This is a genomic window from Novacetimonas sp. GS1 (assembly GCF_036686925.1).
GTDB lineage: Bacteria > Pseudomonadota > Alphaproteobacteria > Acetobacterales > Acetobacteraceae > Novacetimonas > Novacetimonas hansenii.
This window is the reverse complement of sequence record NZ_VSZP01000001.1, coordinates 185,579-198,796: the sequence shown is the minus strand read 5'-3', so window position 1 is coordinate 198,796 and position 13,218 is coordinate 185,579. Positions and strand designations below refer to the sequence as shown.

Genomic DNA, 13,218 nt, shown 5'->3' with positions numbered 1-13,218 from the left:
GCCGTTCGGGGTGGGGTGTTATGTCCCACCCCATCAGAATGTGGGGTCACGTAAAAAGCCTTTCGCACGGTCTGGGGCATCCCGTCCGTGTGGAAGGTTTTTTTCGATAAGACGTTGTGTGAAAATTCGTAATAATACTGCACTGAAATCATGAAGCTTCCTGATAGAGATTTTCCGAAAAATCTTTAAGAGGCATCGCATTTTCAGAAGATTACAGTAGCGTCTGCAATTTCCCATTCCTTATGGATTGCCTGAAAACAAATCATTGATAAAAAAAGAAAAGTTTTTGGGTGCCGCCTTTTTTCAAAAAGGCGTCGTCTTCTGAAGCTTTTTAGAAAAAGCTTCACCAAAAACTTTATCATTTCAGGATATTATTGAGCCTGATTTTTCAAATAGTGCCTAACAGGGCTGTCGGATGGGAATTTTTACGTAACAATATTGCTGGAATTATGGAAATCATAGAATTTCGAGACAGAAAACAGAAATATGTTTTCATGAGTGACGAATGATGTCCATTGTAACGCACAGCCCGACAACCTGCCCCAAACGCTTTTGGTAAAGCTGCTTTTGCAAATTTCGACAGATGGCGTCGCATATGTGCAAAAGCTGATAGCCAGAAAACAGCTTACTTTATCGGTCAGTTGTCTGGGGGGATCAGCCCAGATCATGCTCCCACGCATGTTCGCGGGTGATTTTTACCAGGTCAGTGGCAGAAACCGCGCGCGAGATGAAAAAGCCCTGAATGTAATCCACGCCAAGCTCTGCCGCGATATCGAACTGCTTGCGCGTTTCCACCCCCTCGACCGTGACGGACAGGCCAAATCCGTGGCCCAGCTTGATGAGGGAGGCAAGGATATCGCGGTCCTGTTCGCGTGTGTCGATATAGCGCACGAGGCTGCGGTCGATTTTCAGTGACTTCAGCGGCAGGTTCTTCAGTGTGGACAGCCGCACGCTGCCATGGCCAAAATTGTCGAGCGCCAGACCAAACCCGTCTTCGGCCAGGGATTTAAGGCGCATCTGGCTTTTTTCGGCGCGTCGCCCCTGCAACATATGTTCCGTCACCTCCAGCATGAAGGTGTTGGGGTCCATCTTCAGGTGCTTGATCTCACTCAGCAGGTCGACCTGCTGGTCAAGGCTGAGTAGGTCAAGGTGTGACAGGTTCACCGCCAGACGCAGGTTCGGCAGGCCCGCCTTTTTCCACATGGCGATGTCATCATGAAATGACTGCACCAGATGGGTTTCCATTTCCTGCGCCAGCCCGGAATCGGCAAAAACATCGGTAAATGCCCCGGCCGACAGTAACCCGCGTTGCGGATGGTGCCAGCGCATCAGGGCCTCGGCCTGTTCAATCTGTCCGGTGTGGCAGTTCAGAATGGGCTGGTAATAAACCTCGAACTGGTTCTGTTTTACACCCGCGCGGGCTTCCTTCAGGATCTTGGCACGCTCCAGCGCGGTCTTGTGCAGGCTGGCGCTGAACATGCGCGCCTGCTTGCCCCCGGCCTGCTTGGCGGCATAAAGCGCCACGTCGGCATTTTTCTGCACATCTTCCAGCGTATCGGTTGCCGTCAGCGGCGTCGCCCCGATACTGCCGGAGACGCGCACGATGGCCGATTCCAGGTCGATCGGTTCCTCAAGCAGCGCCTGAAGCCGCGTCAGAAGGGTTTCGAGGGAATGTTCACGCAGGCTTTTGTGCAGGATGATCGCGAATTCGTCGCCACCCAATCGGCTTGTCGCTTCCTCTGACCCGACCAGTTCGACAATGCGGCGCCCGATCGTGCGCAACACGGTGTCACCCGCATGATGGCCGTGGATGTCGTTGATCTGCTTGAACCCATCCAGGTCGAACATCACCAGCACGCGTTCGTCCGTATCGCACTGCTTGCATTGCTCCAGTGTCGCGATCAGGCTGGCATTGAACCCGCCACGGTTCAGCAGCCCGGTCATCGTATCTGTTGCGGCCTGTATCTTCAGCCGTTCCTTGGTGTTCATCAGTTCGGTGATTTCGAACCGCGCGGCAACGAAACCGATGATGTTCCCATCCGAACCATGATGCGGGATGATCGTGGTCGCCACCCAGTAATGGCTGCCATCCTTGGTGCGGTTGCAGATGTTCCCGTGCCATGTCTGCCCCGAATAGATGGTGCGGTACATGTCGCGGAAAAAAGCGGGCGTATGCGTGCCGGAATTCAGGATTCGATGCGTCTGCCCCAGAAGTTCCGCAGCCGAGTACTGGCTGACGTCGCAGAACTTCTGGTTGACATAGGTTATGATGCCATTTCTGTCGGTAACGGCGACGATCAGGACATTATCGACGACATCAGCCCAGAAATCTGCATCTTCGTGTGTAAGGGCCCTGAGTCGGTCGTCGTGTCTGGCGGACATATAAAACCTCGGAACAAAGCGATACGCTGGAATGTTGCCTTAGACTTTTAATTCGGTTTGTTTTTTTCCGATACCGTCTTTGGTTTCTTTGTCGGGTCCGCCAGGTCCTTGATGGTGCGGCGCTGGCGCACCCACTGTTCCAGATCCTTTGGCGCCAGGGGCTTGGCGAACAGGTAGCCCTGCATCACGTCGCATTTCAGTTCTTCCAGAAGGCGGCGCTGCTGCTCGGTCTCCACCCCTTCGGTCACGACGGTCATGCCCAGGCGCGACCCGATGCCGATCACTGCCATGGTCACGGCCTGCGCATTGGTATCATGCTCGAAATCATTGATGAAGCTGCGGTCGATCTTGATTTCCGTCAGCGGCAGGCGCGTCAGGCGCGACAGCGAGGAATAGCCCGTGCCGAAATCGTCCATCGACAGACCTGCCCCAAGGGTGCGGATGGCCTGCAGCACCTCTTCGGTGTCGCTGCTGCTGTCCATCATCACGCTTTCGGTGATTTCCACCGTCAGGCGGTCAGGCGTCAGGTTGAAATGGTCCAGCAGGTTGGAAATATATTCCGGCAGGGCGCGATTGCGGAAATGCACCGCCGACAGGTTCACCGCAACGGTGGGCACATGGATGCCATCCTTGTCCCACTGCACCATCTGGCGACAGGATTCCTGCAACGACCACCGGCCGATGGCCTCGATCTGTCCCGTTTCTTCCGCCACCGCGATAAAGCGCGAGGGGAAGATGTTGCCAAGGTGGGGATGATGCCACCGCGACAGGGCCTCCACCCCGCACAGTTCCAGTGTGTGGGTGCGCACCTGCGGCTGATAATGCAGGTTCAGCGCCCCGCGCGCCAGAGAGTCCCGCAGAGCGGAACCAAGCACCAGCCGGTCCTGCGCCACCTGATTCTTTTCAGAATTGGCAAAGCGGTAGGTCCCGCGCCCGTCGAGCTTGGATTGCCGCATCGCCACGTCGGCATTGCTGAGCAGGGATTCGCTGTCAGGACCGTTATCGGGGAAGGTGCTGATGCCGACACTGCACGAGATGGTCAGCGTGTTCTGCCCGATCTGCATCGGCTTTGCGATTGTGGAGATCAGCATTTCCGCGAACTTGATCGCATCGTCATTGCGGCAGTTGGGCACCGCCACCACGAATTCATCCCCGCCGGAGCGGCTGACGATATAATCGTCCTTTGCGATGGAGCGGATGCGATGCGCGATCTCGACCAGGAACTGATCGGCATAGACATGGCCCAGCGCATCGTTGATGTCGCGGAAGCGGTCGATGTCGAGCATGAAAATCGCGAAATGATGGTTGCCTTCCTGCTTGGCGATCATGCCTTCGAGCACCTTGTGCACGGAAGAACGGTTGAGCAGGCCGGTCAGGGAGTCGAAGTTCGACAGGTGGGAGATGTGCTGCTTGGTCGCATTCTGTTCAAAGGCGAGGGCACAGAACGGGATGCACGAATCCACGATGCGCTGCGGCCATGAATTGCGGCGTGCGTCGTCGCGTGAATACAGCGCGAAAATGCCAGAGACCTCGCCCGTCTGGGTCTTGACCGGGGTGGAAAAGCACTGTTGCAGCCCAAGCGAAATCCCCAGCGAACGATAGCTGTCCCACACCAGACGGTTGGCCTGTGACGGGTCCACACGCAGCTTTTCCATGGCGGATGGGGAAAGCTGCACCGTTTCAAGGGCGGCACGGTATCGTTTGGGCAGGGTGGGGGACGACAGTACGCGCAACTGCCCGTCGGGCATGATCAGCATCAGGACCGCCACAGCCCCCGGCACGAACCCTTCGACACGGCGGCACAGCAGGTCGGCCACGTCCTGGATCAGCATGTCGCTGGCCAGTGCCTGAAGCACGTCGTTCTGCAGGATCAGGATCTTGCGCTGCTGGCTTTCGTTGGTGACGTTTTTCATCACCCCCATGTAGTAAATGCGGTCTTCGCCGGTCAGGACCTTGGAAAGCGACAGTTCCCCGCAGATATATTCCCCATCCGTCCGGGCGAACTCCACCTCGCGCGAGGTGCCGACGATCTTGCTGATGCCTGTGCGGCGGTTGGTGTCGATGAAGCTGTCATGGTCCGCGCGATGTTGCAGCGGGACAAGCGCACTGACATTCTTGCCGATCACGTTCTGCCGCGGAATCCCCCACAGGTTCTCGGCGGCCTTGTTGAAAAAGATGACGTTGTTTTTGTCATCAATAATTACTGTCGCATCAATGGCCTGCTCAAGTGCCGATAAAAGGACTTCAGCGCTTAGATGGGACTTGCTCATCATCAACCTCAGGGGGAGAAAGGAAAAAGGATCATAGGGCCTGCAGGTCCGAAAGTCATGCCTGATGGCCACGAAGGGGGGGGGCGCGTGGTGTCGGGCGGGCTGTTATCGGTAATGCAGGGTGCCTGTCTGTTTCATCTTTGAAATAAATAAGAGGAACGACCGAGTAATTTTTCTGAAATAAAGATGCATTTACAGTCTATGTTTATGAAATAAGATAATAAAATTTCAACCGTTTCTATCAATTCGTACCATGATGTGCATAGGGATGTTTCCTGTAAAAAGACAAATAAATCTTATGCCACCCAACGATATTGGGTACAGGGCCGTGTCTTCTATGCGTCATGTCAGGGCCGATTGCGGTCCGAGCGTATCCAGCAAAGCCTAACGAAAGGTTAGAGGCCACCTGAAAAGGTAGTCTGTGAAATTTTGTATTAAATGCCGTGTGACATTGCCGGGGCGTTGCTGGTGCGGCGTCTGCTCCCGCAACCGTTGCAAGGCACCGGCATCCGGGGGATGGCGGCCCCCTTGGGGGGTATTGTCACAAATGGCTTATTTCTGTCCGGGTGTCTGTTTTGTGTCCGGTGGGCATGCGCGGCGTGTTTCGGCGCAGGCGCTGCATCCCCCACATCCCCCGCCGGTCCGTGGGATTGCGCGTTGCATCGCCAGATCACGCAGGTGCCGGGGCGCGCCCAGATGGCGCAGCGCGGTCGCGGTCATGCGCCATCCCGCCAGACGCACGCGTGGAAACAGGCGGCCCGTCCAGTACAGCGCGCATGCCATGACGACACCGGTGACAAGGAGTGATTGGATCACGTCCCGCCCTCAGAACAGCAGCGCAAGGCGGTAGGTCAGCAGTGCCGTCACATAGGCAAGGGCAAACAGATACCCCGCCGTTATGGCGACGACACGCCACGACGCAGTTTCACGCCGGATGACCGCAAGGGTCGCGACGCATTGCGGGGCATAGACATACCATGCCAGCAGCGACAGCGCGGTCGCGACACTCCAGTGCGCGGGCAGCAGGTGCCCCAGCATCGCGGCCTGGTCCGTATCGGCCCCTGCATCACCGATGGCATAGACGGTCGCAAGGGCCCCGACCGCGACCTCCCGTGCCGCAAGGCCGGGGATCAGGGCAACGCAGATCTGCCAGTTGAAACCAAGCGGCGCAAAGATGGGCAGCATGAGATGCCCGATCCGTCCAGCAAGGCTCCAGTCGATGGCGGGGCCGGTGGCGCCCGCCGGCGGTGCGGGAAAGCTGGAAAGCGCCCATAGCAGCACCGTCAGCGAGACGATGGTCGTGCCCACGCGTCGCAGGAAGATCCGCGCCCGTTCGGTCAGCCCCAGCAGCAGGTCACGCGGGTTGGGCAGGCGATAGGCCGGAAGTTCCATCAGCAACGCCGCCTCCTGCCCGCGGCCGCCGCGCCGCGCGATGCGCGCGACAAGCAGGGCGGAGAGGATGCCCGCCGCATATAGCCCGAACAGAACCAGCCCCTGCATGTTGAGGACGCCCCACACTGCGCGCTGGGGCACGAATGCCCCGATCAGCAGCGTATAGACCGGCAGCCGCGCCGAACATGTCATCAGCGGTGCGATCAGGATGGTGACCAACCGGTCGCGCGGGTTCTGGATGGTGCGTGTCGCCATGATGCCCGGCACCGCGCAGGCGAAGCTTGACAGCAAGGGAATGAAGGACCGCCCGCTCAGCCCCGCCAGCGACATGACCGGGTCCAGCAGGAAGGCCGCGCGCGGCAGGTATCCCGATTCCTCCAGCACCAGTATCCACAGGAACAGGATCAGGATCTGCGGCAGGAAGGTGACGACGCTGCCTGCGCCGGCAATGATGCCATTGACCAGCAGGCTGCGCAGTGCGCCATCGGGCAGCAGGTGGCCCACCTGTTCGCCGATCCAGCCCATGCCGGCGTCGATCCCGTCCATCAGCGGTTGCGCCCAGGCAAAGACCGCCTGAAACATCACGAACAGCAGCACCGTCAGGATGACCGGTCCCCACACCGGGTGCAGCACCCAGCGGTCCAGACGGTCCTCAATCGCGCCGGACACCGGATGGGTGCGGGTGACACACTCCCCAAGGATACGCCGTACGATGGCATGCAGGTCCGTATCCGGGGGCAGGGGTGTCGGCGCGGGCGGCGGCGGCGCGTCAAGCTGCGCCAGCAGGTCGCGCGCGCCATTGCGCCGGATGCCCACGGTTGCGACCACCGGTGCGCCAAGTTCGGCCGCAAGGCGGGGCAGGTCGATGTCCATTCCCTTGCGCCGCGCGGCGTCGATCATGTTGAGCGCCAGCACCATGGGCCGGCCAAGCTGGCGCATTTCCAGGACGAAACGCAGGTGCAGCCGCAGGTTTGTCGCGTCCGCCACACAGACCAGCAGGTCGGGTGCGGCCTCCCCGCGGTAGGTTCCGGCACAGATGTCGCGTGTTACCGCCTCGTCCGGGCTGGTGGCGACAAGGCTGTAGGCACCGGGCAGGTCCAGCACCTGTATGGCGTGCCCCTGTGGTGTGGTAAAGCGGCCTTCCTTGCGTTCCACAGTGGCGCCGGCATAATTGGCAACCTTCTGCCGACTGCCGGTCAGCAGGTTGAACAGGGCCGTCTTGCCACAGTTCGGGTTGCCCACCAGTGCGATGCGCAGGGCGCGTGTCGGGGGGATCATGTTCATGGATGTGGCCGGGCCTGCGGGTCGGGGCGGGACAGGTCGGTCCGCACGATGACGCGCGCGGCTTCCTCGCGGCGCAGGGCGAAGCGGGTAAAGCCGATGCGTACCGCGATCGGGTCGCCGCCCATGGGGGCTGTGGCCACGATGCGCACCGCCTCGTCCGGGACGAAGCCGAGTTCGCGCAGCCGCCTGGCCACCGGGTCAGGATGGCGGGCGTCTTCCACCCGTTCGATGATGGCCTCCACCCCGCGTGGAAGTTCACTCAGTCGCATCTGTATCTCGCACACACGCCCATACGGCATGGCGCGCCCAAAATGAAACAGGTCAGGGCATGTGGCCCGGAACCTGACAGGTTGAAGGGGCTGTTTCAGAAAACCCCGCCCGGACGGACGCCCTGACCGGAAACGGTTTCCTGAATGACGCCCTGAATGACGCCCAGAATGGCCCCGTGGATATGCCGGGGGGCTGTGGCCCCATCCGGTATCCCTGCGGGCCAGGTCCCCGCCATGCGGGGCGCTGGCGCAGCGTTATGCGCCGGGTGCGGGGTTTTTGAAACAGCCTCTAAGAATTAATCCTAATTTCCGGCATGATCCTTGTCCATCGCGTCCCGCAACGTGGCGCATCAGGGTATATTGGGGATTTTTCACTTCCACGACAGGACGGAAAAATAACTTATTGATAATAAATGGTAAAATTATAAAAACTACTTTTCTCCGGCACTGCAACCCCTTATGGGGATGTGGGAAATCCATACAGGAATATTTTATATTTCAGTTGGTTATGATGTTTCCTCGTATATGGGGATATTCAATGGTCGCCGGGCATGCTGATACGGTTTCGCACCTCAGCCATGTCGTGCCAGCACATGAAAGAACGTGCCGCTGACATTGCCCCGCATCCCCCCCGCCATGCCGCGATCTTCCCCATTTCCATCGCGCAGGTCGGCAAGTGGCAGGTCGGTGCCGGGGTTGGTGATGGTGGCGTAGTGGAATTCATGCCCGCGCAGATGCGTCCCCACGGTTCCCAGCGCACAGCCATGGCGCAGCCGTGCCGCGCGATAGCCAAGGTTCATGCGCCGACGTGCGAACGAGGTTTCGTGGTCCAGCAATCCCACCATGGCGTGGGTATGTCCGTCACGGTCGGTCAGGCTGGCGCCCAGTGTCATGAAGCCACCGCATTCCCCATGCACCGGCCGTGTCTGGGCGAAATGGCGCAATCTGGCGTGAAATCGCGTGGCGGCGGACAGGCGGGCGGCATGCAGTTCGGGATACCCACCCGGTAGCCAGCAGGCGTCGCATGTATCGTCCGGGCCCTCGTCCGCAAGGGGGGAGAAGAACGAAATCTCCGCTCCCATATCACGCCATCCCATCAGCATATGGGCATAGACGAAGGAAAATGCAGCATCATTGGCCACCGCGATCCGCTGCCCCGGTGGTGGCAGGGCGATGGCGCGGCTGGCCGGTGGTGTGTGCCGCCCCCCGTCCGCCAGCGCCAGCAGGGCGTCAAGGTCGAGGTCGCGTTCCGCCTGTGCCGCCAGTTGCGCCAGCAGCCCCGCCAGCCCGTCATGTTCGCGCGCCTGCACCAGCCCGAGGTGTCGTTCGGGCATGCACAGGTCGGGATTGCGCATGAACGCGCCCAGTACCGGCAGGCCGATGGCCGTGATTGCACGGGTCGCCATGGTGCGGTGCCGTTCGGAACCGACACGGTTGAGGATCACCCCCGCGACGCGCACCGTGGGGTCCAGCCGGGCAAAGCCCAGTGCGGTCGCCGCGGCTGATTGTCCCTGTCCCGACACGTCAAGGACAAGGATAACCGGCAGGTCGAACCGTGCCGCGATGTCCGATGGCGCGCCACGTGCGCCATCGGGTGTGTCCAGCCCGTCGAACAGGCCCATCGACGCCTCCACCACCACCATCCCGGCCGCCTGTCGCGCCTGCGTCATGATCGTGTCCAACAGGGCCGGCGCCATGGTCCAGCTATCGAGGTTGAGGCCGGGGCGGCCTGTCGCGGCCTCGTGGAACGCCGGGTCGATATAATCCGGGCCGGTCTTGGCGCCGCCGACCTCCACCCCGCGTGCGCGCAGGGCCGCCATGATCGCCAGTGTCAGTGTCGTCTTTCCCCCGCCCGAACGGGGGGCTGCGATCATCAGCCCGCGTGCCATCATATGTCCCTACCTGCTACATGCTGTTCCATCATGTTTTCTTCCCCGCCGCCAATGGCGGGGATGCCTGCCCACACTGGAATGCCGCGATGACACATACCCGCAACACCCCCGATCAGGCCAGCCTGCGCCGGGGCTGGACCACCGGAAGCTGTGCCACGGCGGCGGCAAGGGCCGCGTGGGTTGCGATGCGGTATGGCGATTTTCCCGATCCCGTCACCATTACATTGCCCGCCGGGCAGGAGGTGGCCTTCAGCCTTGCCGCGCATGGCCATGACGGGGCAGGGGGCGCATGGGCGTGCGTTATCAAGGATGCAGGCGATGATCCTGACGTCACGCATGGTGCGCTGATCCGTGTCGACCTGCATCCCGGCATGGCGGGGGCGGGGATTACCTTTCATGCCGGGCGCGGTGTGGGGACCGTGACATTGCCGGGCCTGCCGGTTGCGGTCGGGGAACCTGCGATCAACCCCGTCCCGCGTCGCATGATCCGCGCCGCCCTCGCGACGGGGGACGATCATGACCCCGATGTGCGGGTCACGGTGTCCGTGGCGGACGGCGAAACCCTGGCGCGACGGACGCTTAATGCGCGGCTTGGGATTATCGGTGGCCTGTCGATTCTGGGGACGACCGGCATCGTCGTGCCATTTTCATGCGCGGCGTGGATCGACAGCATCCATCGTGGCGTGGACGTGGCGCGCGCCATGGGGCTTGCGCATGTGGTGGGGTCCACCGGCGATGTGTCCGAACGTGCCGCGCGTGCGCTTTATGCCCTGCCGGAGGAGGCGATGGTCGAAATGGGCGATTTTGCGGGCGGCCTGCTGAAATATCTGCGTCGCCATCCCGTGCGTCGCGTCACCGTGGCCGGGGGCGTTGCAAAGATCAGCAAGTTGGCACAGGGGTTTTTGGACCTGCATTCGCGGCGTGGGCAGGCGGATATGGCCGAACTGGCCCGCGATGCCGCGCGTGCGGGCGCGGGGGCGGACCTTGTCGCACAAATTGCGTCCACCCATACGGTCGCGGCGGCCTTTGCGCTTGCTACGGCGGCAGGGATCGACCTTGGCGCTGTCATCACATGCCGGGCGTGGGGTGTTGGGCGTACCGTGCTGGCGGGCAGTGGATGTGCGCTGGATATCCTGATGTTTGACCGCGCCGGCGCGCTGGTGGCGCGCCATGGCCCACATGATGTGGATTAGGGGGCGGCGCATCCGGCCGGGGCGTTCGGATGCCCCCGGCCGAGGATTTTTTGGAAAACTGTTTCCCGGATAAAGATGCTTTATATTTTTTACGTGCGGAAGCGGCGATGGTAGTCGGGGTTATAAAGCGCGCTTTCACGGAAATCATGCTGCCCCAGTGCGCGTCCCACCAGTACAAGTGCCGTGCGTTCGATGGGATGTTCCGCAAGTTGCGTGGTAATGTTGCCCAATGTCCCGCGCAGTACCACCTGATCGGGCCATGTGGCGCGCGCGACGATCGCCACGGGACAGTCCGCACCATAAAGCGGCGTCAGGTCCGCCACAATCCGGTCCAGCGCATGGATCGCAAGGTGGATCGCAAGTGTCGCGCCCGTTGCGCCAAAGGCCTTCAGCGTTTCGGTGTCCGGCATGGCGGATGCGCGTCCGCTGACACGGGTCAGCACGACGCTCTGCGCGACTTCGGGCATCGTCAGTTCACGGCCCAGCACCGATGCCGCGGCGGCAAAGGCGGGTACGCCCGGCGTCATGGTCCATGGGATGGCATGCCGCTCCAGCCTGCGGATCTGTTCCGCCACGGCGCTATAGACCGACAGGTCCCCCGAATGCAGGCGTGCGACATCGTGTCCCGCCGCATGTGCGGTGACATATTCCGCCTCGATCATGTCAAGTGTCATGGGCGCGGTATCCACCAGTCGCGCATCGGGCGGGCAGTGCGACAGCATGTCGCGCGGGACGATGGACCCGGCATAAAGGCAGACCGGGCACCGCGCCAGCAGGTCGCGTCCGCGCAGGGTCAGCAGGTCGGCGGCCCCGGGGCCTGCGCCGATGAAATGTACGGTCATGTGTACTCCGTTCGTGCAATGGCGCATGTCATACGCCGGTAGGCAATGCGCGGCAGGATCAGGCGTGCGCCGTCGCCCGTCATGGCGATGGCGCAGCCCTCCGCCACTGACGCGACGCCACATGCCGCCAGCGCCCGCGCCGACCGGGTGACGCAACGTGGCTGTGCCGCCAGCAGGTCGCGATATGGCACGACATGTAACGGCAGGCCCGCTTGTTGTGCCGCTGCATGCAGGGCCGTGCAATCCGCACGGAAATCGGGGATGGCGATCAGGCCGGGCCGACACCGCGCGCGGGTGGCCGCATCGTGCAGAAGGGCAAGGAGATCGTGCATGTCGCATCTGCTGCCGCACCCGATGCCCGCCACATACAGGCCCGTTATGTTCACGTTCCCCCCCCCCTTTCGTGTCCGTCGGTGCCGTAGCACTCATGCAAAGGGGCGGGTGGCTGCGTACTGGGTCACTGTCATCGCCGGTCGGAACGCCGATTGCGTACCGACCGGTTCCACACGCTCTATGCGCATGCGCAGCAGGTTACCGCCCCATTGTGCATGTTTGGCAAGCAGCACGGCCTCACCTTGCAGCGTGACGGCATTGGCCACCAGCCGTCCGCCGGGGCGCAGGGCGTTCCATGCGCCTTCCACCAGTCCCGGATTGCTGACCCCGCCGCCCACGAACACCGCATCGGGGCGTGGCGTGTTCGCGTCATGCAGTGCGCCAAGGGTTTCCAATGCACCGCCTTCCACGATGCGCAGGGCGGGCGTGCCCAGCGCCAGCGCATTGGCCGCGATGCGTGCGGCGCGGTCATGGTTGCGTTCGATGGTGATGGCGCGGTTGGCGGGATGGCGCAGCATCCATTCGATGGCCACCGACCCCGCACCCCCGCCGATATCCCACAGCATCTCGCCCTGGCGCGGGGCAAGGGCGGACAGGGTGGCGGCGCGGATCTCGCGCTTGGTGATCTGCCCGTCATGGGCGAACATGTCATCGGGTAATCCCGCCGACAGCGGTAAAACCATCGCGTCCGGTTCTGCCACGACCTCTATGCCCATCAGGTTCAGCGGGTTGATGGCATCCCCCATGCCCGCCGCCAGCATGTCCGCACGCATATGCCGATGGTGTTCGTAAGGGCCGCCCAGCGCCTCAAGCACATGAATGACGGAGGGGCCAAAGCCGCGCGACGTCATCCATTTGGCCAGCGTCATGGGCGAACATGCGTCCGCCGACAGTACGATCAGGTGCGCGCCGGGCTGCAATGCGGGGGCCACCACTTCCATCGGGCGGCCACAGATCGACAGCACCGCCGTGTCCTGCCGCGCCCATCCCATCCGCGCACAGGCCAGTGCGATCGACGAGGGGGCGGGGATGCAGGTCATTTCCGCCACCGGCATGTGACGGCACAATGTGACGCCGATGCCAAAGCTGAACGGGTCGCCCGACGCCAGAACCACCACGCGCCGGCCGCGCCAGCGTAACATGCGTTCGATCCCTTCGGACATGCTGGCGGGCCACATCAGGCGTTCGCCACGCATCAGCCCTTCCACCAGCAGCAGGTGCCGACGTCCCCCCGCCACCAGCTCGGCCGAGGCAATCAGCGCCTGCGCCACTTCCGACAGACCCTCGACACCGTCTTCGCCAATGCCGATAACATGCAGCCAGGCTGGATGGGTCATTTCAGTCTCCTCGGGGGTGGGCAA

General features: G+C 61.8%; 10 protein-coding genes. 1 reads left to right on the top strand and 9 read right to left on the bottom strand.

Features of this window, described 5'->3' with window-relative positions; translation table 11 throughout:
- Positions 1-654: 654 nt before the first annotated feature.
- The 6 genes from FYB92_RS00990 to FYB92_RS00965 all read right to left on the bottom strand — a co-directional run bounded on the left by FYB92_RS00990 (position 655) and on the right by FYB92_RS00965 (position 9,471).
- Positions 655-2,382, bottom strand: coding sequence for a bifunctional diguanylate cyclase/phosphodiesterase (locus tag FYB92_RS00990; protein ID WP_048858875.1), 1,728 nt, complete (start codon positions 2,380-2,382; stop codon positions 655-657).
- 47 nt (positions 2,383-2,429) lie between these two features.
- Positions 2,430-4,652 carry an EAL domain-containing protein gene (locus FYB92_RS00985; protein ID WP_003617106.1) on the bottom strand — a complete coding sequence of 741 codons (2,223 nt, stop codon included), beginning with the start codon at positions 4,650-4,652 and terminating at the stop codon, positions 2,430-2,432.
- A gap of 552 nt (positions 4,653-5,204) precedes the next feature.
- Positions 5,205-5,468, bottom strand: a complete 264-nt coding sequence (locus FYB92_RS00980; RefSeq protein WP_332828042.1) for a DUF6587 family protein — start codon at positions 5,466-5,468, stop codon at positions 5,205-5,207.
- A 9-nt stretch (positions 5,469-5,477) separates the two neighbouring features.
- Positions 5,478-7,322, bottom strand: coding sequence for a ferrous iron transporter B (locus FYB92_RS00975; protein WP_196758582.1), 1,845 nt, complete (start codon positions 7,320-7,322; stop codon positions 5,478-5,480).
- A 2-nt stretch (positions 7,323-7,324) separates the two neighbouring features.
- Positions 7,325-7,597, bottom strand: coding sequence for a FeoA family protein (locus FYB92_RS00970; RefSeq protein WP_062809746.1), 273 nt, complete (start codon positions 7,595-7,597; stop codon positions 7,325-7,327).
- Between the two features lie 572 nt (positions 7,598-8,169).
- Positions 8,170-9,471 (bottom strand): cobyrinate a,c-diamide synthase, encoded by a 1,302-nt coding sequence (locus FYB92_RS00965; protein WP_081254551.1) that lies wholly within the window; start codon positions 9,469-9,471, stop codon positions 8,170-8,172.
- A 104-nt stretch (positions 9,472-9,575) separates the two neighbouring features.
- On the opposite strand from FYB92_RS00965, the gene FYB92_RS00960 reads away from it, so the two are divergent.
- Complete coding sequence (locus FYB92_RS00960; protein ID WP_040511289.1) at positions 9,576-10,682, top strand: cobalt-precorrin-5B (C(1))-methyltransferase; 1,107 nt, start codon at positions 9,576-9,578, stop codon at positions 10,680-10,682.
- 89 nt (positions 10,683-10,771) lie between these two features.
- Here the strand turns inward: FYB92_RS00960 and cobM are convergent, their stop codons facing one another.
- From cobM to FYB92_RS00945, 3 genes are read right to left on the bottom strand one after another with little or no spacing between them, the layout of a single operon-like run.
- Complete coding sequence (cobM, locus tag FYB92_RS00955; protein ID WP_003617118.1) at positions 10,772-11,524, bottom strand: precorrin-4 C(11)-methyltransferase; 753 nt, start codon at positions 11,522-11,524, stop codon at positions 10,772-10,774.
- Positions 11,521-11,910, bottom strand: a complete 390-nt coding sequence (locus tag FYB92_RS00950; protein ID WP_281650028.1) for a cobalamin biosynthesis protein — start codon at positions 11,908-11,910, stop codon at positions 11,521-11,523. The genes cobM and FYB92_RS00950 overlap by 4 nt, the downstream gene beginning before the upstream one ends.
- 39 nt (positions 11,911-11,949) lie before the next feature.
- Entirely contained in the window at positions 11,950-13,194 is a 1,245-nt protein-coding gene (locus FYB92_RS00945) for a bifunctional cobalt-precorrin-7 (C(5))-methyltransferase/cobalt-precorrin-6B (C(15))-methyltransferase (RefSeq protein ID WP_075624792.1), read from the bottom strand.
- Positions 13,195-13,218: the final 24 nt, after the last annotated feature.